The 26,505-nt window shown below is 57.7% G+C and carries 29 protein-coding genes; 20 read left to right on the forward strand and 9 right to left on the reverse strand.

Annotation, left to right across the window (positions count from 1 at the left end; genetic code table 11):
- Positions 1-38: 38 nt before the first annotated feature.
- The 3 genes from AC2FIS_RS14530 to dapD all read left to right on the forward strand — a co-directional run bounded on the left by AC2FIS_RS14530 (position 39) and on the right by dapD (position 2,537).
- Complete coding sequence (locus AC2FIS_RS14530; protein ID WP_496774057.1) at positions 39-956, forward strand: threonine/serine dehydratase; 918 nt, start codon at positions 39-41, stop codon at positions 954-956.
- A 44-nt stretch (positions 957-1,000) separates the two neighbouring features.
- Positions 1,001-1,600, forward strand: coding sequence for a GntR family transcriptional regulator (locus tag AC2FIS_RS14535; protein WP_058279708.1), 600 nt, complete (start codon positions 1,001-1,003; stop codon positions 1,598-1,600).
- Positions 1,601-1,709: 109 nt separating this feature from the next.
- The gene (dapD, locus tag AC2FIS_RS14540; protein ID WP_058279709.1) at positions 1,710-2,537 is read left to right on the forward strand and encodes a 2,3,4,5-tetrahydropyridine-2,6-dicarboxylate N-succinyltransferase; all 828 of its coding nucleotides are present in this window, start codon (positions 1,710-1,712) and stop codon (positions 2,535-2,537) included.
- 56 nt (positions 2,538-2,593) lie between these two features.
- On the opposite strand, the gene AC2FIS_RS14545 is transcribed toward dapD, so the two are convergent.
- The gene (locus tag AC2FIS_RS14545) at positions 2,594-2,929 is read right to left on the reverse strand and encodes a cupin domain-containing protein (protein WP_496774058.1); all 336 of its coding nucleotides are present in this window, start codon (positions 2,927-2,929) and stop codon (positions 2,594-2,596) included.
- Between the two features lie 117 nt (positions 2,930-3,046).
- On the opposite strand from AC2FIS_RS14545, the gene AC2FIS_RS14550 reads away from it, so the two are divergent.
- Positions 3,047-3,391 carry a DUF8846 family protein gene (locus AC2FIS_RS14550; RefSeq protein WP_058272663.1) on the forward strand — a complete coding sequence of 115 codons (345 nt, stop codon included), beginning with the start codon at positions 3,047-3,049 and terminating at the stop codon, positions 3,389-3,391.
- Here the strand turns inward: AC2FIS_RS14550 and AC2FIS_RS14555 are convergent.
- Positions 3,388-4,446: a transporter substrate-binding domain-containing protein gene (locus tag AC2FIS_RS14555; protein WP_496774059.1), complete on the reverse strand. Its 1,059-nt coding sequence runs from the start codon at positions 4,444-4,446 to the stop codon at positions 3,388-3,390. The two genes, AC2FIS_RS14550 and AC2FIS_RS14555, sit on opposite strands and share 4 nt — an antisense overlap.
- Positions 4,447-4,655: 209 nt before the next feature.
- Here AC2FIS_RS14555 and dapE point away from each other — a divergent pair, with 209 nt between their 5' ends.
- From dapE to rnr, 3 genes are read left to right on the forward strand one after another with little or no spacing between them, the layout of a single operon-like run.
- Entirely contained in the window at positions 4,656-5,795 is a 1,140-nt protein-coding gene (gene dapE / locus AC2FIS_RS14560) for a succinyl-diaminopimelate desuccinylase (RefSeq protein ID WP_496774060.1), read from the forward strand.
- 3 nt (positions 5,796-5,798) lie between these two features.
- Positions 5,799-6,374, forward strand: coding sequence for a TIGR04282 family arsenosugar biosynthesis glycosyltransferase (locus tag AC2FIS_RS14565; protein ID WP_496774061.1), 576 nt, complete (start codon positions 5,799-5,801; stop codon positions 6,372-6,374).
- A 46-nt stretch (positions 6,375-6,420) separates the two neighbouring features.
- Positions 6,421-8,682: a ribonuclease R gene (gene rnr, locus AC2FIS_RS14570; protein ID WP_496774062.1), complete on the forward strand. Its 2,262-nt coding sequence runs from the start codon at positions 6,421-6,423 to the stop codon at positions 8,680-8,682.
- On the opposite strand, the gene AC2FIS_RS14575 is transcribed toward rnr, so the two are convergent.
- Both AC2FIS_RS14575 and AC2FIS_RS14580 read right to left on the reverse strand, forming a co-directional pair.
- Positions 8,673-9,059: a DUF1801 domain-containing protein gene (locus tag AC2FIS_RS14575; RefSeq protein ID WP_496774063.1), complete on the reverse strand. Its 387-nt coding sequence runs from the start codon at positions 9,057-9,059 to the stop codon at positions 8,673-8,675. The two genes, rnr and AC2FIS_RS14575, sit on opposite strands and share 10 nt — an antisense overlap.
- Positions 9,056-9,814, reverse strand: a complete 759-nt coding sequence (locus AC2FIS_RS14580; protein WP_496774064.1) for a glutathione S-transferase family protein — start codon at positions 9,812-9,814, stop codon at positions 9,056-9,058. Before AC2FIS_RS14580 ends, AC2FIS_RS14575 begins: the two co-directional genes overlap by 4 nt.
- Before the next feature lie 22 nt (positions 9,815-9,836).
- Here AC2FIS_RS14580 and AC2FIS_RS14585 point away from each other — a divergent pair, with 22 nt between their 5' ends.
- Positions 9,837-10,550, forward strand: coding sequence for a helix-turn-helix transcriptional regulator (locus tag AC2FIS_RS14585; RefSeq protein WP_496774065.1), 714 nt, complete (start codon positions 9,837-9,839; stop codon positions 10,548-10,550).
- Positions 10,551-10,613: 63 nt separating this feature from the next.
- Positions 10,614-11,912 carry a lytic murein transglycosylase gene (locus tag AC2FIS_RS14590; RefSeq protein WP_496774067.1) on the forward strand — a complete coding sequence of 433 codons (1,299 nt, stop codon included), beginning with the start codon at positions 10,614-10,616 and terminating at the stop codon, positions 11,910-11,912.
- A gap of 390 nt (positions 11,913-12,302) precedes the next feature.
- Here AC2FIS_RS14590 and AC2FIS_RS14595 read toward each other — a convergent pair whose 3' ends face one another.
- The gene (locus AC2FIS_RS14595) at positions 12,303-13,700 is read right to left on the reverse strand and encodes an aspartate aminotransferase family protein (RefSeq protein ID WP_496774068.1); all 1,398 of its coding nucleotides are present in this window, start codon (positions 13,698-13,700) and stop codon (positions 12,303-12,305) included.
- Positions 13,701-13,776: 76 nt separating this feature from the next.
- Positions 13,777-14,460 carry a GntR family transcriptional regulator gene (locus AC2FIS_RS14600; protein WP_496774070.1) on the reverse strand — a complete coding sequence of 228 codons (684 nt, stop codon included), beginning with the start codon at positions 14,458-14,460 and terminating at the stop codon, positions 13,777-13,779.
- 140 nt (positions 14,461-14,600) lie between these two features.
- On the opposite strand from AC2FIS_RS14600, the gene AC2FIS_RS14605 reads away from it, so the two are divergent.
- The 5 genes from AC2FIS_RS14605 (at position 14,601) to AC2FIS_RS14625 (ending at position 19,895) form a co-directional block, all read left to right on the forward strand.
- A complete protein-coding gene (locus tag AC2FIS_RS14605) occupies positions 14,601-15,686 on the forward strand; it encodes a polyamine ABC transporter substrate-binding protein (protein ID WP_113791802.1) in 1,086 nt (361 codons plus the stop codon).
- 69 nt (positions 15,687-15,755) lie between these two features.
- Positions 15,756-16,883 (forward strand): ABC transporter ATP-binding protein, encoded by a 1,128-nt coding sequence (locus tag AC2FIS_RS14610; protein ID WP_109310740.1) that lies wholly within the window; start codon positions 15,756-15,758, stop codon positions 16,881-16,883.
- A complete protein-coding gene (locus AC2FIS_RS14615) occupies positions 16,883-17,773 on the forward strand; it encodes an ABC transporter permease subunit (RefSeq protein WP_108861206.1) in 891 nt (296 codons plus the stop codon). The genes AC2FIS_RS14610 and AC2FIS_RS14615 overlap by 1 nt, the downstream gene beginning before the upstream one ends.
- A complete protein-coding gene (locus AC2FIS_RS14620; protein WP_058272596.1) occupies positions 17,770-18,588 on the forward strand; it encodes an ABC transporter permease in 819 nt (272 codons plus the stop codon). Before AC2FIS_RS14615 ends, AC2FIS_RS14620 begins: the two co-directional genes overlap by 4 nt.
- Complete coding sequence (locus AC2FIS_RS14625; RefSeq protein WP_496774071.1) at positions 18,585-19,895, forward strand: NAD(P)/FAD-dependent oxidoreductase; 1,311 nt, start codon at positions 18,585-18,587, stop codon at positions 19,893-19,895. The genes AC2FIS_RS14620 and AC2FIS_RS14625 overlap by 4 nt, the downstream gene beginning before the upstream one ends.
- Here the strand turns inward: AC2FIS_RS14625 and AC2FIS_RS14630 are convergent.
- The 3 genes from AC2FIS_RS14630 to AC2FIS_RS14640 are packed head-to-tail and all read right to left on the reverse strand — an operon-like array spanning position 19,892 to position 22,692.
- On the reverse strand, positions 19,892-20,758 hold the full coding sequence (locus AC2FIS_RS14630) for a phosphotransferase family protein (protein WP_496774072.1): 867 nt from the start codon (positions 20,756-20,758) through the stop codon (positions 19,892-19,894). The two genes, AC2FIS_RS14625 and AC2FIS_RS14630, sit on opposite strands and share 4 nt — an antisense overlap.
- A 54-nt stretch (positions 20,759-20,812) precedes the next feature.
- Positions 20,813-21,484, reverse strand: coding sequence for a flagellar hook capping FlgD N-terminal domain-containing protein (locus AC2FIS_RS14635; RefSeq protein WP_496774073.1), 672 nt, complete (start codon positions 21,482-21,484; stop codon positions 20,813-20,815).
- On the reverse strand, positions 21,481-22,692 hold the full coding sequence (locus AC2FIS_RS14640; RefSeq protein ID WP_496774074.1) for a flagellar hook-length control protein FliK: 1,212 nt from the start codon (positions 22,690-22,692) through the stop codon (positions 21,481-21,483). The genes AC2FIS_RS14635 and AC2FIS_RS14640 overlap by 4 nt, the downstream gene beginning before the upstream one ends.
- A 111-nt stretch (positions 22,693-22,803) precedes the next feature.
- On the opposite strand from AC2FIS_RS14640, the gene AC2FIS_RS14645 reads away from it, so the two are divergent.
- The 6 genes from AC2FIS_RS14645 (at position 22,804) to AC2FIS_RS14670 (ending at position 26,492) form a co-directional block, all read left to right on the forward strand.
- A complete protein-coding gene (locus AC2FIS_RS14645; RefSeq protein ID WP_496774076.1) occupies positions 22,804-23,085 on the forward strand; it encodes a rod-binding protein in 282 nt (93 codons plus the stop codon).
- Positions 23,069-23,428: a flagellar biosynthesis protein FlgN gene (locus AC2FIS_RS14650; protein ID WP_496774077.1), complete on the forward strand. Its 360-nt coding sequence runs from the start codon at positions 23,069-23,071 to the stop codon at positions 23,426-23,428. Before AC2FIS_RS14645 ends, AC2FIS_RS14650 begins: the two co-directional genes overlap by 17 nt.
- Before the next feature lie 211 nt (positions 23,429-23,639).
- On the forward strand, positions 23,640-24,851 hold the full coding sequence (locus AC2FIS_RS14655) for a flagellin N-terminal helical domain-containing protein (RefSeq protein WP_282120390.1): 1,212 nt from the start codon (positions 23,640-23,642) through the stop codon (positions 24,849-24,851).
- Between the two features lie 77 nt (positions 24,852-24,928).
- Positions 24,929-25,303, forward strand: a complete 375-nt coding sequence (flaF, locus tag AC2FIS_RS14660) for a flagellar biosynthesis regulator FlaF (protein WP_496774079.1) — start codon at positions 24,929-24,931, stop codon at positions 25,301-25,303.
- A complete protein-coding gene (flbT, locus tag AC2FIS_RS14665; protein ID WP_109310643.1) occupies positions 25,303-25,701 on the forward strand; it encodes a flagellar biosynthesis repressor FlbT in 399 nt (132 codons plus the stop codon). The genes flaF and flbT overlap by 1 nt, the downstream gene beginning before the upstream one ends.
- Entirely contained in the window at positions 25,701-26,492 is a 792-nt protein-coding gene (locus tag AC2FIS_RS14670) for a DUF1217 domain-containing protein (RefSeq protein WP_496774080.1), read from the forward strand. Before flbT ends, AC2FIS_RS14670 begins: the two co-directional genes overlap by 1 nt.
- Positions 26,493-26,505: the final 13 nt, after the last annotated feature.

Consider the following 26,505-nt stretch of genomic DNA (forward strand, 5'->3'; position numbering starts at 1 on the left):
GGGTTCGCAGGCAGAGTGCCAGTCACGGAAGAACAAGAATGAATTGGAAGAGTGAAATTTCGGCCGCCGCCAAACGGATCAATGGGTATGCGCAGGTGACCCCGGTGATTGAAAGCCGCGTGCCCGGATTGGATTATCCGGTCGAAATGAAGCTGGAGCATATGCAGCACACGGGCAGTTTCAAAGCGCGCGGGGCGTTTAATACGCTGCTCAGCTTGGACGTGCCCGAGGCTGGCGTTGTGGCGGCTTCGGGCGGCAATCACGGTGCGGCGGCGGCGTATGCGGCACAAACGCTGGGATATCCGGCCAAGATTTTCGTGCCAGACCTTGCCGGACCATCCAAGATTGCCCTGATTGAACAGACGGGCGCAGATCTGACAGTTGTACAGGGTGAATACGCGAACGCGCTGAGCGAGGCCAAAGCGCATGAGGCAGCAACCGGGGCGATGCAAATCCACGCCTATGATGCACCGGCAACCGTAGCAGGGCAGGGCACGTGTTTTGCCGAATGGGAGGCACAGGGGCTGCAGGCTGACACCATTCTGGTCGCCGTGGGCGGCGGTGGCTTGATTGGCGGGGCTTTGGGTTGGTTTGATGGCGCGCGCAAGATCGTAGCAGTCGAACCGGAAACCTCCTGCGCGCTGAACGCGGCGCTGCAGGCGGGTGAACCGGTGGATGTCTCGGTCTCGGGGATTGCAGCCAACGCGCTGGGCGCGCGGCGGATCGGAGGGATTTGTTTCGATCTTGCGCAAGGAATGACATCTGTTCTTGTCTCAGACGAGGCGATTGCCGATGCGCAAAAGGCGCTGTGGCAGACCCATCGCATATTGGTCGAACCGGCCGGGGCGACTGCGTTGGCGGCTTTGACCTCAGGTGTATATAAGCCAGAACCGGACGAATGCGTGGCGGTTCTGGTGTGCGGGGGGAATATTACCCCGGACCCGCTGATGGGGTGAATTATCGGCTTGTGGAAGGTGGTTAAGGATTTTATCGATAATCTATGACCACTACGATCGCCGACACAATTTACCAAAACCTCAGACAGAAGATTATCACCGGCGAATTGCTTGCCGGCGAAAAGCTGCGTCAGGATCACATCGCACGGGCCTTTGAGACCAGCCATGTACCAGTGCGCGAGGCTTTGCTGCGTCTGGAAGCGCACGGGTTGGCCCAAAGTGAGCCGCGCCGCGGTATGCGTGTTTCGGCGCTGGACCCGGCAGAAGTACGCGAAGTGGTTGAAATGCGCGTCGCGCTGGAATCCCTGGCCTTGCAGCATTCGGTACAGAATATGACGCCTGGCGCGCTCAAAGAGGCGGATGATGCTCGGATCGCCTGTGATGCTGCGCAAACGATGCCCGAGTGGGAAGCGTGCAACCGTACCTTTCATCGCTCGATCCTGACGCCATGTGGGTTGCCACGCCTGCTGCATGCAATCGATGACCTTCATATCGCCGGTGCGCGCCACCTGTTTGCCCATTGGCGCCCCAAGTGGGTACACCGTGCGGATGGTGACCACGCAGCCATCGTTCAGGCGCTCAAGCGCAAGGACGCGGCCACGGCGACGGCCATTCTGACGCGTCATATCCGCCGCGCAAGCTGATCACAGGTTAACCTAGCCGCAAATCGTACCTTCTGCGTCGCATTGCACCGCGAGGTGCAGTTGCGTATAGGCCAAACAAACGTGAACAGATTCTGCAGGGAGCCATCCGATGTCCAACGCGCAACTGGAAACCGCTATCGAAGCCGCCTGGGAGGCGCGCGACACCATTACGCCCGCCACCACCGGCGAACAACGCGAAGCGATCGAGGATACGCTGGCCGCGCTGGACAGTGGTTCGCTGCGGGTTGCTGAAAAGCTGGAAAGCGGTGATTGGCATGTGAACCAGTGGGCCAAGAAGGCGGTTCTGCTGGGCTTTCGCATCAAGGATATGGAAATCCAAACCGGCGGCCCGCAGGATGGCGGCTGGTGGGATAAGGTGGACAGCAAGTTCGCCGGCTGGGGTGAAAACCAGTGGCGCGCAGCCGGTTTCCGCGCGGTTCCGAACTGTGTTGTGCGCAAATCGGCCTATGTCGCACCCGGTGTGGTTCTGATGCCGTCCTTCGTGAACCTGGGCGCCTATGTCGACGAAGGCACCATGGTCGACACTTGGGCCACCGTTGGTTCCTGCGCGCAGATTGGTAAAAACGTACACCTGTCAGGCGGTGTTGGCATCGGCGGCGTTCTGGAACCGATGCAGGCTGGCCCGACAATCATCGAAGACAATTGCTTTATCGGCGCGCGGTCCGAAGTGGTCGAAGGTTGCATAGTGCGCGAAGGCTCGGTTTTGGGAATGGGCGTCTTTATCGGCAAATCCACCAAGATCGTGGATCGCGAAACCGGCGAAGTCACTTACGGCGAAGTTCCACCGTACTCGGTGGTTGTCGCGGGCTCGATGCCATCCAAGAACAACGTCAACCTGTATTGCGCCGTGATCGTAAAACGCGTGGACGAGAAGACCCGTTCGAAAACCGGGATCAACGAACTGCTGCGCGACTAAATTAAGCGCGGATTTGAAACGGGGCTGTGGCGTATCTCGCCGCAGCCCTTTTTTGTTTATCCTTTGATTGGATAGCGGTCGGGTTCCTCAAACACGTCGATCACGCGGCTTCCGGACTTGATTTTTCCGCCATGTTCAACACCCGACGGAATCGAATAGCTGTCGCCGGGGCGATAGGTCTTAGTCTCCCCGCCGATTGTCAGCTCAACCTCACCCTCGACCACCGTGCCCCATTGCGCCTTGTGTGAATGCGGTGGCAGTTCGAAATCCTTGAGGAAGGTGAAGAACGCGACCAAACCCGCATCTGACCGGATGACGGCGGATTGCACCACGTCCTCGGGGAATGGCACGTCGAGGCTTGGGAAATCTGTGATGAAATCAGGATAGGTCATAGAAACGTCCTTTGGTGTGTCGGCGATTAAAAGCAACGCCACTATGTCCATCCATCCATCGTCTTGCAATTGGCTGGCTGCTTGACCACGGACAGGTGCGCGGCTATGGCCCCCTGCATGGAAAAGCAAAAGAAACCGTCCCGTCAGCAAGTCTATACATTGCTCGTTCAGATTGGCCGCAAGGAAGGCGACGGCCTGCCCGAAGGTGCGACCGGAGCAGCGCTGATGTGTTTTGCCAGCGGGGTGGATGAGGCTGAAGCGGTGCGTGAAACCGTGGCGATCCTGAAACAGGCCGACACCGCGCCACTGGACGTCACCGGTTATGGAACTCTGGCCGAGCGTGAGGCGCAGGGGCACGACATCGACCCGGACGAACGCGCCCTGATGCAGCGGGCGCTGGACGAAAACGCCGTTATCGTGGCGCAGATGACCCCGTTTTTCGGGGATGAAGAACCAGCTTAGTTCCGCACCCCGAACCACTTGCGATAAATCTCGTCATAGGTGCCGTCTTCGCGCAGCGCCAACAGGGCTTGGTTCACGTCCTCGACCAATGGCGAGCCGGTTGGGAACGCTATCCCGTAGTTCTCTCGTAGGAAAACGCCACCTGTCATCGATGCGATCCGACGTCCTTCATGCGCCGCGTAATAGGACAGGATCGGTGCGTCAAAGACTACGGCGTCCAACTCCTTGTCCCGGAATGCGGTCAGCACATCATCCAGGTTTTCATAACCGGAAAACTCGATCTCGCGTCGGTTCATGAAGTTTGCCGCAGTCGAGTTCGAGATTGTGCCCACCTGTTTGCCGTAAAGATCGTTGACCGAGTTCACGTTGCCGCTGATGGCATCCACGGTCATGACCGACGTGATGCGCGCCGTAAAGACCGATACGATGAACAGCGAAGACACAACCAGAACCACGCCCAGCAAACGCCCGAACGGCGTGCGTGGCATGCGTTCCTCGAAACCGCCATTGACCACAAGATTCAGCGCCCACCAAAATGACGGGAACCATGCCTCATTCAGCTTGCGGTCGAAATAGGGCTGGGCGCGACGTTCAAACCCCCACATCAGCATCCCGCCGCCAAGCAGGATCGCAAAGGCCAGACCAATGGCAATGAACAGCTCGACAGATAGCAATGCGTGCAGCAGCGATGGTCTGCGCGCTGCATCCGAAGGAACCATGATCTGCAAGCCGGCCTCGAATATGGGCTGGCTGAAATCCATCTGCGTTTCACGTGTAGCCGTGATCGAGATATTGGCCACGGCCAGGTCCGCGTTTCCATCCTGCACGGCACCCAGCATATCGCTGAAGGCTTCGACCCTGGTGACCGAGTAGTCCCAATTCAATGCCTCGGCCAGGGCTTGCAGCAGGTCCATTGAAAAACCGGTTTGGGCCCCGTCCTCGACATAGGAAAACGGGGGGCGGGTCACGGTCGTGACCGAAAGCGTCTGCGCCTGGCTTTGCTGTGCAAGAACGGCGAAAGTCAGGCAGATCCAAACGAGAAGCGCACGTGTCATCGTCAATTCACCTGTTTCGCGGCCCTCTAACGCAGATTTGAAAGGCACGGCAAGGTGGCCGCAAGGTAAACCGCCATGTTTTATTGGGGTGTCATTTCAAGACTCGCGAAAAAAAGCGCCCGGAATCCGGTGGCGAGGGGTTGGCAATTGGTCCAATTCGTTGAATCTGTGCACGATCCCGCGATTGAACCAACCAAAAGGGCCCAGAAATGACAGATCCGGTAAAGTTGACGGCGGACCTGATCCGTTGCCCATCGGTCACACCTGAGGAAGGCGGCGCGCTTGTGTTGTTGGAGAAGCTTCTGTCCGACGCAGGCTTCGACTGCACCCGTGCAGATCGGGGTGATGTCAGCAATCTGTACGCGCGCTGGGGGCCGAAAGCCCATCCGCGCAGCTTTGGGTTTAACGGGCATACTGACGTTGTCCCAGTGGGGGACGAAGCGGCCTGGACGATGCCCCCCTTTGGCGCAGAAATCCGCGAAGGTGTGATGTATGGGCGCGGGGCCACAGACATGAAATCCGGCGTGGCGGCCTTTGCGGCGGCCGCTGTGGATTTCGTGCGCGACACACCCCCGAACGGGGCGATTATTCTTGCGATCACGGGCGATGAAGAGGCGGACGCGGTGGACGGCACCACGGCACTGCTTGATTACATGTCCGAGGCTGGAGAACACATGTCTGCCTGTTTGGTGGGCGAGCCGACCTGCCCCAACACAATGGGCGAGATGATGAAGATCGGGCGGCGTGGTTCGATGACCGCCTGGTTTACTGTGACCGGTGTGCAGGGGCATTCGGCCTATCCGCACCGGGCCAAAAACCCTCTGCCCGCCATGGCGCGTTTGATGCATCAGCTGGCCAGCCACGAACTGGATCAGGGATCGGACCATTTCGATGCCTCAACCCTGGCCGTTGTGAGTATTGACACGGGCAACGCAGCAACCAACGTGATTCCGGCGCAATGTACCGGAGCCGTGAACATTCGCTTTAACGATCTGCACTCGGGCGCCAGCCTCAGTGAGTGGTTGCAGGCCGAAGCCAAAGCCGTGGCTGAAACCTACGATGTCGCGATCGACGTCCGGATCAAGATCTCAGGCGAGAGCTTTCTGACCCCACCCGGCCCCCTGTCTGATCTGGTCGCGAAAGCGGTCGAGACCGAAACCGGTGTACGCCCCGAGATGTCGACAACAGGTGGCACCTCGGATGCGCGGTTTGTCAAAGACCATTGCCCAGTGGTTGAGTTCGGCCTTGTCGGCAGAACGATGCATCAGGTCGATGAATGCGTCGAGGTGGCGCAGATCGAACAGCTCAAGGCGATCTACACGCGCATCCTTCGGGACTATTTCGCCTGAACCATGCAACGCACATTAGTCATCATGGTGAAAGAACCTCGCCCGGGTCGGGTCAAGACGCGGCTGGGGCGAGACATCGGCATGGTTGGTGCTGCATGGTGGTTTCGCCATCAGACACGCGCGCTGATCCGGCGTTTGCGGGACCCACGCTGGCAGATAGTGCTTGCCGTCGCCCCGGATCGGGAAGGTCTGACCAGCCGCATCTGGCCTGTTGATCTGCCCCGCGCGGCGCAAGGGCGAGGCGATCTGGGCGACCGCATGGGGCGCATGTTGCGCGGTATGCCTCAGGGACCGGTTTGTCTGATCGGCGCGGACATTCCCGGGATCACATCCCAGCATATCGCACGAGCCTTCAAGGAATTGGGACAGTCGGAATTTGTATTTGGCCCTGCGCCGGACGGTGGCTATTGGTTGGTAGGGGCTCAGCGGTACAAGGCGTTGCCGACAAGCCTGTTCCGTAGTGTACGCTGGTCTACTGAAACCGCGCTGGCTGACACTCTGGCCTCAGTTCCGGGGTGCCGCGTAGGATTGCTGGACCATCTGCGCGACGTTGATACGGTGGCTGACTTGACGCCCTGAACTTTTTGGTCATGACGCGGTCGCATACCCGTGATAGGCCGGAGGTATGACTCGCATACCTACCAAGCAGGAGGTCCTCGATTGGATCTCGGCGAACCCCACCCTGACCTCGAAACGCGATATCGCCAAAGCCTTTGGTATCAAGGGCGCGGACCGGATCGATCTGAAACGCATCCTGAAAGAGCTAGAGGCCGAGGGGCATCTGGAAAAGCGCAAGCGCAGCTATCGCGACCCGGACCGCCTGCCACCGGTCAGTGTGCTGCAGGTGAAGGCACCGAACTCGGATGGTGATCTGTTCGCACGGCCCTTGGAATGGCATGGCGAAGGGGTCGAGCCGATCATTCTGCTCATCACCCGTGCCAGCGATCCTGCGCTGGGCGAGGGCGACCGCATTCTGGCCCGCCTCACGGTTGTGCATGAAGAAGACCACAATTACGAAGCACGCCTGATCCGACGTGTCGGGACGAACCCGCGCAAGATCGTGGGCATCTTTCGCAAAGGGGCGGAAGGCGGACGGATCGTGCCCATCGACAAGGCCGGTCAGACCGAATGGCTGGTTGCTGATGGGGCCGTATTGGGTGCCAAGGATGGAGAATTGGTCGAGGCTGAACAGGCCGGGCCAAAGAATCGCATGGGCCTGCCACCTGCGCGTATCGTGGAACGGCTGGGTGATCCATCGGCGCCCAAGGCAGTGTCACTGATTGCAATTCATCAGCACGGCATTCCGGATGATTTCCCCGACAAGGTGATTGCCGAGGCCGATAAGGCCAAACCGGTTGGTCTAAAAGGCCGCGAAGACCTGCGGGATATACCTTTGCTTACCATCGATCCGTCAGATGCGCGGGATCATGACGATGCCTGTTATGCCCATGCCGACGATGATCCCAAGAACCCTGGCGGGCATGTGATCTGGGTCGCCATTGCAGATGTTGCCGCCTATGTGCAGCCCGGTACGGCGCTGGATCGCGAGGCGCGCAAGCGCGGCAACTCCAGCTACTTCCCGGACCGGGTGGTACCAATGCTACCGGATCGACTCTCTGGAGACCTGTGTTCGCTGCACGAAGGCGTTCCGCGCGCCTGTATCGCTGTTCGGATGCAGATCGATGCGGATGGAAACAAGATTGCTCATCGCTTTGTACGTGGTCTGATGCGCTCGGCCGCGTCGCTGCACTATGCCGAAGTTCAAGACGCTATCGACGGCAATCCAAACGACCGCACAGGGCCTTTGTTAGAGCCTGTGTTGAAGCCGCTCTATGATGCCTATGCCGCGCTTAAGAAAGCGCGGGCAGAACGGCAACCGCTGGAACTGGACTTGCCCGAACGCAAGATCGTTCTCAGCAACGCGGGTGAGGTCCAAAGCGTGGCCTTCCGCGACCGCTTGGACGCGCACAAGCTGATCGAGGAGTTCATGATCCTCGCCAATGTCGCCGCCGCCGAGACATTGATCGCCAAGCGACGCCCGTTGCTGTTCCGTGTGCACGAGGAACCGGCGCAAGAAAAGCTGGAAAGCCTGCGGGAAACCGCGCAGGCTGCGGGCCTAAATTTGGCCAAGGGTCAGGTGCTGCAAACCCGGCACCTGAATGCATTGCTGAACGCGGCTGCCGGGACAGAGGATGCAGAGCTGATCAACCTTTCAACTTTGCGCTCAATGGCACAGGCTTATTACAATCCCGAGAATTTCGGCCATTTCGGGTTAGCGTTGCGCAACTATGCGCATTTCACTTCTCCCATTCGTCGTTACGCGGACCTGATCGTGCACCGGGCGCTGATCACAGCGCATGGCTGGGGTGACGATGGGTTGACCGAGGATGAAATCGCGCGGCTCGATGAAACGGCAACGCATATCTCGGACACCGAGCGCCGCTCGATGATGGCCGAGCGGGATACGACGGATCGCTATCTGGCCGCTTATCTGAGCGAGCGTGTGGGCAATGAATTCAGTGGTCGCATCAGCGGCATCGCGCGGTTCGGCGCCTTTGTGAAGATGGATGAAACTGGCGCGGACGGTCTGGTGCCAGTCCGGTCACTGGGGCGCGAGTTTTTCCATTTCGACCGCGAAGCCGGCACGCTTATGGGATCGGACTCAGGGCTGATCATTGCCATCGGCCAGCGGGTCACCGTGCGCCTGACCGAGGCCACGCCCGTTACCGGCGGGCTCGAGCTGGAGCTGCTGTCCATCGATGACCAGGCCCTGCCGCGCGGAGGCGGGCCTGCTAAGCGAGGGGGTGCGCGGCGCAAGGCTGTCAGTACCAAGCGCAAGAAAGACAAGATCAAGCGCAAGGTCGAACGCAAACGCCGTCAAAGGTGATAGGTCAGCGCCCGTGCGATCAACCAGCCATGCCGGGTTTTATCAATCTGATCCGGGTCATCAAACAGAATGGCCCGGTTGCCGTCCAACCGATCCTCGCCCGGAAAGGCGGTGATGAAATCACCCATTAGTCGGCTCTGACAATGCACGAACAGTGCAAAGGATGCCGCTTTGTGCCCGCCCAGCCGGATGGTTGAACCTTTGGGCGCCAGATAGGCGGGTTGGCCCCAACGCAGTGCTTCATTCAATGGCTGAGCTTTAGGCAAAGTCCCGGCCGTTAAAAACACCAGCTCGCGCAAGACGAGGACACCCGAACGGGTGTCTTCGGGAAACGCTTCAAAGGCGGTCTGCACCGCAGGGTCGTCAAAAGGTGTCATGGCAGCGGTATCGCCTGTTCCATTCGGTCCACGTAGTCGTTGAGCAGCCTATCCTGTTTGATCCGCTGGGTCAGCGGGGTTTCCACCGGGGTTGCGCGCATTGCGGCCAACATGGGCCCAACGCTCATATCTGCTGATGTTGGCCGGTCGCCCAGAAGGTACGGTGATTGCCACAAATAAGCGGATATCGCTTCAAGGTCCCGCTCAAGACGGTCCTGACGCTCAGCGGGTGAGAAACGGCCGACACCCTGAAACACCAATCCTTGGACGACCTTTTTCCGGATTGAGTTCGACACCGGCGTTCGGATCAACGCAGGAATAACCGAAAAGAAGGTCTTACGCAGAATTGGCCAGACGTCGTCATTGGCCCATCTGTCCTGGACGACCTGAAAATAGATATGTTCTTCTGCCATGCGGATCAGCGTCCGCGCCTGCGCCTTTTGTATGTCGCTTAGCCCAGTGTCGAAGTTTGCGCCCTGCGCCTCAAGCCAATCGCGGATCAGGTCGCTGTCGGGGACAAGCCGTTCTGGCGTGCGCAGAACCGGCAGTTTCTGATGGGGCATCTTGCGGGGGTCCAACATATCGGACCGCTGCCAACGCTGGCCCGCATGTTCCAGCATGTAAGCGGCCTTGACGCAGAAGGGGCTGGCGCTGAACAGGCCAAAGGCCGAAGGGTAAATCATTAGGGTCAACATCGGAGGCTCCAATTTCGGGATGTCCGAGGAATAGCTTTGCCTGATGACAGTTTCTGTCATTAGGTTTAGATTAATCTGCACTATGTCCCGAACCGCCCGCCTGTTCCAATTGATGCAAGCCCTGCGCTCTGGTCCGTCACCCAAGACGTCCCAACACCTGGCGCAGGATCTGGGCGTGTCGCCGCGCACCGTCCATCGCGACATTGAGTCGTTACGCGGGCTTGGAGCGGTGATCGACGGTGAGGCCGGTTTTGGCTTTACCCTGATCGAAGACGCAACCCTGCCGCCGCTTGGGTTCACAGATGATGAACTTGAAGCGCTGGTTTTGGGGCTGCGAGAGGTTCAGGCCATTGGTGATCCTGGGTTGGCAGACGCTGCCAGCAATACGTTGCGCAAATTGCAGGGGCGATTGCCACAGCGCCAATCTCACCGCCTGTCCCATGCAGTACTGACGGCAACGCGCTTTGATCGCCCAGCCAAGCCCACCATCGCGGTGGCTGACTTGCGGCAGGCCACATGGGACGAACGCACGATCGAGTTCGCCTACACTGATGCCAAGGGCGATGGCACGCGCCGTAAGGTGAACCCACTGAGTATCGTCTATATGGACCGCGCCAGCGTTTTAATTTCCTGGTGCCATCTGAGGCAGGATTTTCGCGTCTTTCGGCTGGACCGGATACGCGAAATGTCCGTGACAGGCGAAAGCTTTAGACCAAACCGCATCCCTTTGCTGCGTGAGGCACTTGCCGGAATTCGTGCGGAACACAAAGCAAAAGATCGCGAGGGGTCGAGTTGAACGCTTTGGAAAACGCGAATTTTGCGGTATTCTGAAGTCGAGCAGTAACCAGGAAAATTCGGAATGCGTAAATGCATAGGTGGCGTTATGACCGCCGCATTATGGGCATCCATTGTGCAGGCGGAATCTATCAATACTCTGGGCGGGTCACAGGCCATACAGCTGGCGTCAGCTGGCGTGGCGATATCGATCCGGCCAGTTTTACGACCCTCAGCTAAGGAGTACCGGGTGTCGACGGAAGGAAACGCGCGGTTTCAGGCGTGGCTTGGAGCTTTTCGTGAGCGGGCGGTAAAGCAAGGGATATCAACCTCAACTCTGGATCGGTCGCTGGCGGGACTGACCTACGATAAGGACGTGATCAGGCGCGACCGCAATCAGGCGGAATTTTCGAAACCCATTTGGGAGTATTTGGATTCTGCCGTCTCAGACACGCGCATCAGAAACGGCCGGGCGGGGTTGGAGCGCCATCGCGAAGCACTGACCCGCATCGAAGCCAAGTACGGTGTCGAAAAAGAGGTCGTGACAGCGATCTGGGGACTTGAGACGTCGTTTGGAACGTTTCGGGGCAACGACCACACCATCCGATCTCTTGCAACATTGGCGTTTGACGCGCGGCGCGCGCAGTTTTTCGAAACCCAGTTAATCGCCGCATTGCAGATCATTCAGGCGGGCGACGTCAGCCCGCGCAGTATGATGGGCAGCTGGGCCGGGGCGATGGGGCATACACAGTTCATGCCAACCTCGTTTCTGGACCATGCGGTTGATTTCGACGGGGACGGGCGGCGCGATATCTGGTCGGACGATCCAACCGATGCGCTGGCCTCGGCCTCCGCCTATCTGGCGCGGCATGGGTGGACCAAGGGGCAGCCGTGGGGCGTCGAGGTGACCCTGCCCAAAGGGTTCGACTATTCCACCGCAAGGCGGGATCACACATTGATGCCCTCACAATGGGCCGCACGTGGCGTGGTGGCGGCGAACGGCGGGCCTGTATCGGATCACGGGCAGGCGGCGATCCTGTTGCCTGCCGGAGGGCAGGGCGTCGCGCTGATGATCTTCGACAATTTCAAGGTGATCGAAAAGTACAACGGTGCCGACGCCTATGTGATCGGCATCGGCCACCTGTCCGACCGTCTGGCCGGACGGGGGTCGTTCCAGACCGAATGGCCGCGCGGTGATCGGGTGTTGAGTTTCACCGAGAAAAAGGAACTGCAATCCCGACTGACAGAGGCTGGATTTGATACCCAAGGCGTCGACGGGCGTACAGGGCCAAACACAGTCAAAGCTGTTCGGGCTTATCAATTGGCGCAGGGGTTGCTGCCAGACGGATATGCCAGTCTGAACCTCTTGGAAGCGTTGCGGTGACAATGGAAGGGCGTTGATCTATTGCCTGGGTATGCGCCGCGGATACTCTCTCAGTTATTGGCTGTGCAACCTCCCGACTACCGGCACTCACTACGATAGACGGGAGGTGGACCCAGCAGAAGAGCGGGTCGCGACGCCGGTAGAGGTAATACAAATAACCGACTCGCATTCGCATACTTGAATCTGAGACACATCAAATCAAGATATTTATCGCGCGATAAATTTTTAGTTGCCGCGCGATACAAGATTACTTCTTTTTGTCGATCGATTTGATCGGATCTAGCCGTGTTCAGCAATTGAGCTGGATCGATTGACGTGCAATTGCGATTTAGAAAGTGAGAAGGGGCGCATTTTAGTGCGCCCCTTAAACCCGGAAAGTAGCAATCTGGACTATGACGCTGCTTTCATCAGCCCCTGCGCTATGATCTCGGCCTGCGCCTCGTCCAGTGACTTGTGAATCCGCACGAACATCTCATCGATTTCCGCAGGAGTCAGGACCAGCGGGGGTGAGATGATCATCCGGTCGCCCACATGGCGCATGACCAGGTTGTTGGCAAAGCAGCGGTCGCGGCAGATGTAGCCGACCGTACCGGGCTCGGACGCGAATTTGGCGCGGCTGGCCTTATCCGGCGTCAGAGCGATTGAGGCCATCATGCCGACGATCTTGGCCTCACCGACCAATGGATGATCGGCCAGGGCCTCCCATTTCTCTTTCAGATAGGGGGCGGCCACGTCGCGGACGTGGTCGACGATCCCTTCTTCTTCGAGGATGCGCAGGTTCTCCAGCGCGACAGCCGCCGCAACCGGGTGGCCGGAATAGGTATAGCCGTGATTGAACTCGGTGCCGCCGATCACCTCAGCAATCTCGTCATTTACGATGGATCCGCCAATGGGTGCGTAGCCCGAGCTGAGACCCTTGGCGATCGTCATGATATGCGGCTTGATACCAACGGTTTCGGACCCGAACCAGTTGCCTGTGCGTCCAAAGCCACAGATCACCTCATCGGCGATCAACAGGATATCGTATTTGTCGCAAATGCGCTGGATCTCGGGCCAGTAGGTATCGGGGGCAACGATCACCCCGCCCGCACCCTGCACGGGTTCGGCAATAAAGGCCGCGACGCGGTCTTCGCCCAGTTCCAGAATGGCTTCTTCCAGCTCACGCGCGCGGGCCAGGCCAAACTCTTCCGGCGCCATGTCGCCGCCTTCTGCCCACCAGTTCGGCTGGTTGATGTGGTGGATGTTCGGGATCGGGATGCCGCCCTGCGCATGCATGCCCGCCATACCGCCCAGCGAGGCCGAACCAACGGAGGACCCGTGATAGGCATTGTGGCGGCTGATGATGATGTTCTTGTCCGGCTGACCCTTCTCAGCCCAATAGGTGCGCACCAGGCGAATGTTGGTGTCATTTGCCTCGGACCCGCCTGCCGCGAAGAATACGTGATTCAGATCCCCCGGCGCCAGTTCTGCGATCTTGGCTGCCAAAGCAATGGCCGGAATATGGGTCGTTTTGAAGAACGTGTTGTAATAGGGCAGTTCACGCATCTGACGGGCAGCAACCTCGGCCAGTTCATCGCGACCGTAACCGATATTGACGCACCAAAGACCGGCCATGGCGTCCAGAATCTCTTCGCCTTCGCTATCGGTCAGGTACACGCCTTTGGCGCGAGTGATGACGCGCGCTCCTTCCTCGCCCAATGATCCGTTGGCCGAAAACGGGTGCATATGATGCGCCGCATCCAGTGCCTGCAATTCGGCGGTCGGCATGTGATTGGTGATGGTCGACATCAGAGAATCTCCTGCAAAAGGCGGTTACCCATCACAATATGATCAAATTTTTTCGTGTCAATCGAATCGACCTGAATCAGGCGGAGATCAAAGCGTCCGACATCAATTCCATACCCTGCTCAATGTCCTGAGCGGTTGCTTTCGCGACCTTTTCCGCATCTTTCGCCCGCAAGCTTGCAATGATGTCCTTGTGCCGATCCGGCAGGCTATGTGTTCCGAACCGTCCGCAGACAACGCGTAGTGAGGGGCCGAACCGCAGCCAAAGCCGCTCGGCCAGATCGTTGAGAATCGGAGCATCCGCATGCGCATAGAGCGTTTCATGAAACTGGTGGTTCAAGCGCAAATAACCACTGACGTCGCCGTCTGTGATGGTCTGATCCAATCGCTGATCAAGCTTTTCGAGCTGGTCGATATCGGCAGGCTTTAACTTTGCGGTTGCCCGCCTGGAAAGTTCTGATTCTATTGATATTCTGGCAAAAATCATCTGCTCGACATCGGTACCCGACAACAAAGGGACGCTGACCCGCCGATTGCCTTGAAACACCAGCGCACCGTCCGAAATCAGCCGCCGGATCGCCTCGCGGACGGGGGTCATTCCAACCCCGAGCGATTCGGTCAAACCCTGTATCGTGACGGGTTGTCCCGGGACCAGATCACCGTACATGATCTGAGATTTCAGGGTTTGGTACACCTGTTCATGCGCCGGTCTTTTTCCCTCATCCACTTTCGAGCTGGATGCTTTATTTTTGATCAAATCCAAGTGGTTTACCCTGTTTCGCGTGGTGTCGACTTGCCAGACGCCTGACCTCGTGAAACCATACGATGGATCGGGGGAAAACGCAAAACTTGATCAAATCAAAAAAAACGGGAGAATACCCGTACACTTGCAGGGAGAGAAATATGTCAATCAAAACGCTGACGATGACAGCGATTGTCGCGCTGGGGACTTCGGCGGCTTTTGCCGAAGAGGTGCGCGTCTACAACTGGTCCGACTATATCGACGAGGATCTACTGAAAAAATTCGAAGAAGAGACAGGGCTGACCCTGATCTACGACGTGTTTGACAGCAACGAGGTTCTGGAAACCAAGATGCTGGCCGGTGGATCAGGCTATGACGTGGTTGTGCCGTCGGGTACGTTTCTACAGCGTCAGATTCAGGCTGGCGCCTTTCAGGAACTGGACGAAGCAAAGCTTTCGAATTCAGGAAACCTATGGGACGTGATTCAGGAACGTACCGCAGGCTATGACCCGAACAACGCCTATTCGATCAACTACATGTGGGGGACGACCGGCCTCGGCGTTAACGTTGGTAAGGTTAAGGAAGTGCTGGGCGATGACGTTGCTCTGAACAGCATGGACTTGGTTCTGAAGCCGGAGAATATGGAAAAGCTGGCCTCGTGCGGCGTCCATTTCCTGGACGCTCCGGCCGAGATTATTCCGATGGTGCTGCAGTATATCGGTGAAGATCCGGACAGCCATGACACCGATGTGATCGGTAAAGCCGAAGAAGTCCTGGCTGGCGTTCGCCCGCATATCCAGAAATTCCACAGCTCGGAATACATCAACGCGCTGGCAAATGGCGATATCTGCGTAGCTGTCGGTTGGTCAGGTGACATCCTGCAAGCGCGGGATCGCGCGGCCGAGGCCGAAAATGGCGTGGAAATTGAATACCACCCATTCGCTGAAGGTTCGCTGATGTGGTTCGACCAGATGGCCATCCCGGCAGATGCTCCGAACCCGGAAGGCGCACACCAGTTCTTGAACTTCATTCTGGACGCCAACAACATGGCTGCCGCATCGAACTATGTGTACTATGCCAATGGCAACAAGGCTTCTCAGGAGTTCCTTGAGGAAGACGTGATTGGTGATCAGGCAATCTATCCGAGTGATGCCACGATGCAGAATCTCTACATCACGACGCCTTATCCCGTCAAAACGCAGCGGAGCGTGACCCGCCTGTGGACCAAAATCAAATCGGGCACCTGAACCGAAGTATCTGAGCAAGGCGGCCCGACCGCCTTGCCCTTTCAATCAGACCGTCGAACGGGGGCCGCCTTGAACACAAACGTCTTTGCGCCGTGGGAAGATCCACAGGCGAAACCATTGATCCAATTCCAGAATGTGACCAAACGTTTTGGCGGATTCACGGCGATCGACAACCTGTCACTGGACATATTTGAACAGGAATTCTTTGCTTTGCTCGGTCCATCCGGCTGCGGCAAGACGACCATGATGAGGATGCTGGCAGGGTTTGAAAAGCCTACCGAAGGGCACATCATGCTGGGCGGGCAGGACATCGACCCGATCCCGCCAAACAAGCGGGCTGTGAACATGATGTTCCAGTCTTATGCGCTGTTTCCTCATCTTAGCATCTGGGAGAACATCGCCTTCGGTCTGCGCCGGGACAACATGCCCAAGCGGGATCTTGAAGACCGCGTGGAAGAGATGTTGCGCCTGACCCGGCTTGAGCAATTCGCCCGCCGTAAACCGCACCAGATTTCGGGTGGCCAACGGCAGAGGGTCGCGCTGGCACGGTCACTGGCAAAAGCGCCAAAACTGCTGTTGCTAGACGAACCCTTGGGTGCGCTGGACAAAAAACTGCGGCAGGACACTCAGTTCGAGCTGATGGATATTCAGGAAAAGACCGGCACCACCTTTGTGATCGTGACCCACGATCAGGAAGAGGCGATGACTGTTGCCAGCCGCGTCGCCGTGATGGATCAGGGCAAGCTGATGCAGGTATCGACGCCGGACAGGATCTATGAAAACCCCAACTCAGTCTATGTCGCTGACTTTATCGGGGATGTGAATATCATCGAGGGCCGGGCGACTGCGAACGGCGATGAAGCCTACCAAATCGACTGGGCCGAGGGGCAATCGCCGCTGACCGCAACCTCGTCGACAGAATTCTCGAACGGGCAAAGCTGCCATCTTGCGATCCGCCCCGAAAAGGTGACGATCTCGGCCGACCGCCCGGCGGATGCCATCAATGCGGTACAGGGTAAGGTGCTTGACATTGCCTATCTGGGCAACTTGTCCACGTACTACGTGGAACTGCCGAATGGCACGATCATCAAGGCGCAATCGGCCAACACGCGCCGAATCTCGCGCCGATCCTTTACATGGGAAGACCCGGTCTGGCTGTCGTGGACGGCAACGGCTGCGGTTTTGTTGGCAAACTGATGCGCCGCGCCCTTCTGATCGCTGTTCCTTACGTCTGGCTGCTGGCCCTGTTTCTGATACCGTTTTTCATCGTTCTGAAGATTTCGCTGTCGGATGTCGAACTGGCGATCCCGCCATATACGCCGACACTGGATCTGTCGCAGGGTTGGTCTGGGATAACCGACTTTTTCAGCCAGTTGGATTTCGAAAACTTCGTCTGGCTGACCGAAGATGACCTTTACTGGAAAGCCTACCTGTCCAGCGTCAAGATCGCTCTGATCTCGACGGTTCTGACGTTGCTGGTGGGTTATCCGATTGCCTATGGAATGGCTCGTGCGCCAGCCGAATGGCGCCCGACGCTGATGATGCTGGTGATCCTGCCGTTCTGGACTTCGTTCCTGATCCGCGTTTACGCGTGGATGGGAATTCTCAGCAATGAAGGCTATCTGAACCAGATTCTGTTGTGGCTGGGTATCATTTCGACCCCGCTGACCATTTTGAACACCAACACTGCCGTCTACATCGGTATCGTCTACACCTATTTGCCCTTCATGATCCTGCCGATTTATTCGTCGTTGGAGCGCATGGATGAATCCCTGATCGAAGCAGCCGAAGATCTGGGCTGTTCCCGTCTGAAGGCGTTCTGGCTGGTGACTATACCGCTGTCGCGCCCCGGCATCATTGCCGGCTGTTTTCTGGTGATGATCCCGGTGATCGGTGAATTCGTGATCCCGTCGCTGTTAGGCGGGTCCAGCACGCTAATGATCGGCAAGGTGCTGTGGGAAGAGTTCTTCTCAAACCGCGATTGGCCGGTGGCCAGTGCCGTTGCCGTTGTGTTGTTGCTTATCCTCGTGATCCCGATTGTGCTGTTCCAGCGCAACCAGCAGAAACAGACGGAGGCCGAGCAATGAACAGGCTGAGTTGGTTCAACGCGGTGTCTCTGACACTGGGCTTTGCGTTCCTCTATATCCCGATGGTTATCCTGATCATCTTCAGCTTTAACGAAAGCAAGCTGGTCACAGTATGGGCAGGGTTCTCGACCAAATGGTACGGTGAGCTTGCCCAGAATGAGGCATTTCTGAACGCGGCCTGGGTGACAATACGGGTTGCGGTGTTCTCATCCACATTGGCCACGGTTCTTGGCACCGCTGCCGCATATGTTCTGGTCCGAGGCGGGCGGTTTTTTGGCAGGACACTGTTTTCTGGAATGATTTATGCACCTCTGGTAATGCCCGAAGTGATCACCGGTCTGTCGCTGCTGCTGCTGTTTATCGGTATTGGACTGGATCGGGGCATTCTGACCATCGTTCTGGCCCACACAACCTTTTCGATGTGTTTTGTGTCGGTCGTCGTATCCTCGCGCCTTGTAACCTTTGACAAGTCGCTGGAAGAGGCCGCTTTGGATCTGGGATGTTCGCCAGCGCAAGCGTTCCGTCTTGTGACACTGCCGATCATTGCGCCCGCGGTGATTTCGGGATGGTTGCTGGCATTTACCTTGTCGCTGGACGATCTGGTCATCGCGTCCTTTACCTCGGGCCCGTCGGCGACAACGCTGCCGATCAAGATATTCTCGGCCGTGCGTCTGGGCGTCAGCCCCGAGATCAATGCCTTGTCCACGATCATGATCGCAGTTGTTACCGTTGGCGTCATCACCGCCTCGCTGGTGACGAAACGCGCAATGGTTCGGCAAAAGCAGGATGAACTTGCCGCTGCGCGCACCGAATGAAACGTCTTTTTCCGGACTACACCTATGGGCCTGGACCCCGTCAGAACTGCTGGTGGGATCAGACAATTTCGGCACCTGATTGGCCGACCCATAACGGTGATCTGAACGTTGACGTCGCAATCGTCGGCGGCGGCTTCACGGGGCTTTCGGCAGCCCTGCATCTGGCCGAGGCAGGTGTGAAAGTTGCGGTTCTTGAGGCCGCAACCCCGGGGTGGGGTGCCTCGGGCCGGAATGGAGGATTTTGTTGTCTCGGAGGGTCCAAGCTGAGCCATGCGGCTTTGGTCCGTGGGTTTGGTGTTGAGGCTGCGCAGTCCTACGAACAAGCGGAAGAAGATGCTGTTCAGCTTGTCGCAGATTTGCTGGAACAGCATCAGATCGACGCCGATACCCATTCGAAAGGGGAAACCCAACTGGCCCATTCGGTGCGGGCGATGGAAAAGCTACGTCGTAACGCAGAAGCATCAGGTGTCTTGCACGGTTCTGGTGACCTGCAGCGCCTGGGTCTGGGCGGTTTCTTTCATGGTGCATATACAAATCCGGTTGGTTTCGCTCTTAACCCTCGAAAGTATCTGTTTGGTTTGGCAAGTGCCGCCAAGGCGCGGGGCGTACAGGTTTTCCAGAAATCGCCGGTTGAAACCATCAGGAGAACTCAGGCCGGGTTCGATATTGAATCCGGATCAGGTCAAATCCGCGCCACGAATGTTCTGATTTGCACGAACGGATACTCCAGCGAGGATATGCCGCCCTGGTTGTCGGGACGCTACATGCCCACACAATCCACGGTTCTGGTGACCCGGCCCCTGACAGACGCTGAGTTGCAGGCGCAAGGGTGGACCTCGGAGCAGATGTGTTATGACACCCGAAACCTGCTGCACTATTTCCGCCTGATGCCTGATCGGAGGTTCCTGTTCGGCATGCGCGGAGGGCTGCGGTCATCCCCTCGGGCTGAGGCCGCCATTCGCCAGACAATGCGCCGGGACTTTCAGGCCATGTTTCCGGAATGGAAAGATGTGGATGTGACCCATATGTGGTCCGGAATGGTGTGCCTGTCGCGCAAGCTGACGCCTTATGTCGGGCCGGTTCCCGATCAACCCGGAATGTTTACTGCCTTTGCCTATCACGGGAATGGCGTTGCCATGGGGACGTATTGCGGACGCGCCCTTGCCCGCGTGGTTTTGGATAAGCAGACCGAGTTGCCCGCGCCGATTGCACAGCCGCCAGGTCGGTTTCCCCTTGGATTCTGGCGGCGCGCGTTAATGCCGCCCGCCTATGCTGCGATGGCAATCGCGGATCGGCTATCGCTCTAAAGCGCGGCGACTTCCAGTTCGAGCGTTTGGGCATAATCCGCAGCCCCGTTTTCGATGCGCCACAAACAGTAGGCAGCCATGCGCCATGCATACCACGGGCGCAAATCCCGGTATCGCGCGACAGTTTCATCGTGACCATAAGCAGTCAGAAACCGCTCTTCCTCGGTCACGCTCAGGGGTGCGCCCCGATAAAGCCGTTGCATGGCCGGGGACAGGAACATCGCAATGTCCTCGCACGGATCGCCCCAAGCCGGGCACTGCCAGTCGATCAGGGTTATGCCAGTCGGCGCGACAAGGATGTTTCCGGCCACGGTATCGCCATGGATCAGGCATGTGTGTGCGGTCGCGGGCACATGGCCTTTTGGGCGCAGCTGCACGAGCCGTGCGCGTGTATCAGAGGTGCAGACGCTAAGAATACGTTCGGCATGTTCAGCCAGGTCCCGGCTGCCGTTGCAGCCATCCGGTGCTTGGACCGAAACATCAAGCCTGTGCAGTTCACGCAGCAAACCGGCGACACTCTCAGGCCCTTCTTGCCACGGTGATCCGGGGGCGTGATCGTAGAACACCCAATGGCCTGTATCATGTGTTCCGGTCGCACGCAGGCGGGGAACAAATCCGGTGGGCTCAAGGGCGCGCAGGCATTGCGCTTCGAGTTCGGGATCGTTGCGAAACAGTGGATTGCGCGGTGTTGCGCGATACAACTTCAGAACCTTATCACCGCTGCCACCCAGTACTTTCCAGACCTGATTTGTTCGCCCGCCATACAACGTATGAAATTCTGCGCCGGGCTGAACAAAGTCACGGGCGCGCAGATCGTTGACCAGATCAGAAGGGGGGTGGGTTGGGGCAGGCAGGAGTTTCACCAATGCAGTTAGCGAGTCGAATCTGCCAAGGTTTGAACTGTCCTGCCCGGCAGATCAAGTTCCGGCTCTGACCCCGGTTACCGTCGTGGCGGCGACAACCTGCCCGCTTTCGAGGGTCAGCATAACCTGATTGCCCGTAACCTGAGCTTCGACAACCTCGCCATAGGTCTCTGCCAGTTGTGCCGATAACAGTTCGTCACCATCATAACTTTCCAGTGTGGCCGAGTAACTTCCCGCCGCCAAAGGCTGCCCATCGCTTCCCTGACCAGTCCAAACTGTTTTACTGTCGGTCGTGGAAACAGCCACACGATCGACAACGGCACCGTCACTGTCGCGGATGACTATGACCGCCTTGTCAGCCTCAGGTGCAGGTGTGGCAAACAGCGTCACGGGCTCGCCCTCATATTGGAAAGCCGTGGGCGCTCGCACGTCCATCCCGATCCATTTGCCGAGTTTATCCAGATTTGCACCACCCAGCGCCTGCCCAAGTGTCTCCAGCAAATCATTTGTCTGAACCTGTTGTTCGACCATTGAGAATTGCGCCAGTTGCGATGCATATTCCGAGGCATCCAACGGTTTCAAAGGATCCTGATTCTGGGCCTGTACGGTCAGCATTGTTAGGAATGTCTCAAAGTCTGATGCCAGACCTGTTTGCTTTGGCGCGTCTTGGGTTTGTGCTGTGGCTGACGGTTGGGCGTTGGGTTGGGTCGGGGTAATCAATTTCACAACCTCATGTCGATGCGGCCAACGGGGCCGGTTTTTGGAATGGGAGACGCGTTTGAAGAGGAATCGGGGAGTTGCGCGGCCTCAGCGGGCGATCCTTCCTGATGGCTCGCCTGGTTCTGGTCGGCGTCTTCGGATGTCCCGAGGTCAAATGACAGATCACCTAAGCCAAAATTTTTGAACTCTTCCTCCAGCACCGCCAAATGACGCCGCATCATCTCCAGGGTTTCCGGGCGCTCGGCGGAAATTGTCAGATGCAATCCGTCATCGCGGCCGTTCAACATGATGGAAACCCGCCCCAGTTCTTCGGGGTTCAGCGCGATTTCAACGGAACCGGATTTCGGCTGTGCGGTGATGACGGCAGCCATTTGCCCGGCGACGGCGCGCGCTGTCTCGGCCCGGGCAGTCTGTGCCATGACTTGCGTAGAAGATACCGAATCCCGACCCGCCGAAACGGGCGAATCTGCCCTGAGGGAGTGAACGTCTTCCACCTCGTGAAATGTTGGCGCGTCAGCCTGAGCACGGGTTTTTTCCGACGCGAACATCTGCAATTGGGCGATGCTCGGCGCGCGATCCGGGTTGGTCGTTTGCGGTGGTGCAAGATTGTTTAACGGCGGATGTTGCGTTTCACGCTGGTGCCGCGCTGTATGAACGGTCAGATCCGCGGTCTCTTTCGGGGGTACGCCCACAGGTTGCAACGCAGAAGTCGCGAGGTCCGCCTTTCCCCGCGTTGCTATTGGTTGTGACGCGGTCCTCAATGCCGCGCTGTGCTGAAAGTCCGGGGTAACTTTGCGCGAATCATTGATGCCTGCATCCAGTCTATCGACCGTATTGGCCTGGCCGGTTTGCTCGGTTTCAGGCACTTTCGGACTGCGCGTGTCGGGTAACGCAGCTGACACGGGTGTTTCGGCGGGGTCGCGTTTTGTGCTCACTTCAAGACGTGTGTCCAGAAGGGGTGTCCGCTCACTCTGGTTGGGATCAGCGGGCACTTCTGTATCTTCAAGCAAGACAGCCTCGTCCGTTTCAACGTCGACGTCCTGTTCAGGTTCAGCGCCTTTAAGAGCGGCTGCTTCTTCCTTGTTCTCACCTTTGTGTTGATTGAGCACGGCCTCAAACGTCGCGCCGTTTTCATCCCCCTGCTCGGGATTGATCCCGTGGGGTTTTGCGGTTGCGGTTGGCGAGGATGACATCACTGAAAGAGGGTTGGGCATTTTGCTCCGACTCCGGTTGTGTGACCGGAAACCTGCCTGCAGGAAGTTACGTTTATTTTAACTGCTTTCGCTTTTGATCGAAAAAGTTCGATGCAATTTTTGGAGAAAGAAATGAAGGTTTCCCCGCTTCTCTCCCCTTCTCAACCCCCCGCCTATTCCCAGAAATTGCGGGAGGCGGCCATAGAACTAGAGGCTGCGTTTCTGAGTGAGATGCTGAAATTGGCCGGGCTGGGCAAAGCGCGCCAATCCTTTGGCGGCGGTGCAGGCGAAGATCAGTTTGCCTCATTTCTTGTTCAACATCAGGCCCGTGCGCTGGCCAGATCCGGTGGCATTGGCCTGTCCGAAATCCTGTTCCAATCCATGATGGAGAAAACCGATGCCAAAGACGCCTGAAACCGACCTAGTAAAATCACTCGAAGACGTTCTTGAGCTTGAGCGAAACGCGCTGGTGCAGGGCGATCTGGATTGCCTGCATCATACGGCTCCAGAAAAGGAAAAGCTGATCGGTGCGATTAATGATCTTGACGTCTTTGATAGTGATGAACTGATCCGCCTGCAAAGAAAGGTCGAGCGGAACCAGGCGTTACTAAACAGTGCCGCCGAGGGGATTCGCGCAGTGGCCAACCGCATGGCCGAGTTACGGCGCGTGCGGCAGGAATTCACCACCTATGGTGCGGACGGGCAGCGCAGCGAATTTTCCGTCCGCCATCAAGCCAAGCTGGAAAAACGGGCGTAGATACGGGTTTGATTCAAATCCGAGGCTTCTGACCTTCTCGCTTTAGCACTCCGTTAGGGGATCGACGTCAAAGGTGTTCGGGCACCTGGACAAATCAGGTGGCGCGAACAGCCCGACGGCGGATCGCACCGATCAGAAAGACGTCAAAGCCCGCACCAGTGGCGGGGTGAGCACGGGCGCAAATGGCCCGAACGGAAAAGGAAGAAAGCTAATGTCCAGCATTCTGACAAACAATGGCGCCATGGTTGCGCTGCAAACTCTCAAGTCGGTCAACAAGGATCTTGGGGCAACGCGGAACGCGATCTCGACGGGTAAGGACGTTGCGACTGCGAAAGACAACTCGGCCGTCTGGGCGATTTCCAAGGTCATGGAATCGGATGTCAAAGGCTTTAACGCGATCAAGGACAGCTTGGCCCTGGGTGAATCCACCGTGGCGGTTGCGCGCAACGCATCCGAAACGGTCACTGATCTGCTGTCTCAGATGAAAAGCAAGATCGTTGCGGCACAGGAAGACAACGTTGATCGCGACAAGATCAACGACGATGTCACCGCGTTGAAGGACCAGATCAACTCGGTGGTGAACGCCGCGCAATTCAACGGTCTCAACCTGGTCAACGGCTCAGCCGGTTCTGCTTCGATCCTCGCGTCCCTTGACCGGGACAATGCAGGCAACGTAACCGCGTCTTCCATCACTGTTGCGGGTCAGGACCTTTCGACCGGTGGATACACGGCGGCTCAGGTCTTTGACGGATCGACCGGATCTTCCACCGGCAACGACCGCGTGGGTGCAACGATTGACAACGGTGCAACTTCGGCAACGGCCCTGGTGACAGACGAATCCAGTGGCGCGTTTGCGGCTGGTGACAAAGTTGTCGTGGCGATCGACGATCAGGTCGTGTCTTACACGGTTTCTGCAACGGATGCGGCTGCCGCGACGACAGGTGATATTGTTGCCATAGGCCTGAAGGCGAAGATTGAAGAGCTGGGTATCTCGGGTCTGACGGTCGACTATGACTCGGGTACGGCAGGCACCTTATCCGTTGCCAATGCGACCGGCACAGACATCTCGTTCTCGGCTCAGTACGTGAACGCGGGTTCGGGTGGTCTTGGCGCGTTGACCGGCATCGATGTTTCGACCGGTGCAGGGGCAACGGCCGCGTTGGCCACAATCGAAACGCTGATCGACACATCGATCGACGCATCGGCCGCTTTTGGTTCTTCGCAAGGTCGGATCGAGACGCAGAAAGAGTTCATTTCGAACCTGGCGGACTCGTTCAAATCCGGGATCGGCGCGTTGGTCGATGCGGATATGGAGGAGACCTCGGCACGCCTGCAGGCTCTTCAGGTTCAGCAGCAGCTGGCTACCCAGTCGCTGTCGATTGCCAATCAGGCACCGCAATCGATTTTGTCTCTGTTCCGCTAAGTACAGGACAATGGTCGGGGCGCGGTGACGCGCCCCGATACTAACCGCCAAATGGCGGATTACTGGAAGGATTTCACGTGACACCGCAAGCCCTTGCACAACGTGCGTACGCACAGACCGCCGCGCCAACGCGTACCCCGCGCGACACTGAATACGAAGCGATTTCGAAAATCACGCGCAGGCTCAAGGCCGCCGCGGCCCGTCAGCAGTCCGATTTCGGCGCATTTGTGCAGGCTTTGCATGAAAACCGACGCCTGTGGACTGTATTGGCCAGTGGTGTCACCGACTCTGACAATGCGCTGCCCAATGATCTGCGTGCGCGGATATTCTATCTGGCCGAGTTTACCGAACAGCACAGCAGTCAGGTACTAGGGAACAAAGCCTCGGTTGAACTTTTGTTAGAGATCAACATGGCAGTCCTGCGCGGCCTTCGCCAAATGGGGGCGACCTGATGGCAGGATTGGTTTTGAAATTGGCACCGAAAGAGCGGGTTTTGATCAATGGCGTAGTCGTTGAAAATGGCGACCGGCGCAGCCGGTTTTCGATCATGACGCCCGAGGCAAACGTATTGCGCCTGCGGGATGCGATTCACCCGGATCAGGTAAATACGCCGGTTCGACGCGTCTGCTACGCCGCTCAGCTGGTGCTGTCTGGCGATATGGAACCTGATCAGGCCCGCCAACAATTGTTGCGCCGAGTCGAGGAGCTGAGCCAGGTCTTTACCGACGCCGACAGTCGCCGGGTTTTGTCCGAGGCAACCCAGGCGCTGTTGGACCAGCAATTTTACAAGTGCCTCAAGGCTCTTCGCGCGCTGCTGCCGCGCGAAGAGCGGCTGATGGCCTACCAGTAATGACGTTCCAGCCGGTCATACCTTCAGGCGGCATTGTCGGTTGGCGGTTTCTGCAGCGTACATATGACGCCCAGATCGACAGCTTTTCCTCATCCTCCGTCAACAAAAGGGACAGCGAGTACTTTCTGGAAAACATCAAAAAGGTCCAAACGGCAGAGGATCTGGTGTCCGACCGCCGGTTGTTGCAAGTCGCGCTGGGCGCCTTTGGGTTGGAGTCTGACCTGGACAATCGCTATTTCATCCAGAAAATCCTGTCCGACGGAACAAAAGCCCAGGATGCGCTATCCAACCGTCTGTCCGACAAAAGGTATCGGCAATTTTCCGAGGCGTTTGGGCTGGGGCCGGGCGAGGTTCGCAAAACCGGGCTGATCATCAACATGGAGGACATTGCGCACGACAATGTCGTGTCGCGTTTTGAAATCGCGGTGGGCGAGTCAGATGAAACGATGCGTATCGCTTTGTATGCCCAGCATGCGCTGGGTGATCTGGCGCAAAAGGCGGGCAGCAAAGACACCAAATGGTTCGATTTGATGAGCCTGCCACCGCTGCGGCGCATGATGGAGACGGCACTTGGGTTGCCGTCCAGCTTTGGCCAGTTGAACATCGACAGACAGTTGGAAGTATTCAAAGACAGGTTGTCAGGGCTGACCGGGTCCGACGACCTGACCCAGTTCAAGGATGAGGCCGCAGTCGGGCGGCTGACAGATCAGTTCCTTGCCCGCAGTCAGATCGCCCAGCTTGAAAGCATCATTTCCCCGGCGCAGACCGCGCTTATATTGCTCGGCGGGTGAGGCATAGAACGAT

Source organism: Ruegeria sp. CDSB113, from assembly GCF_059611045.1.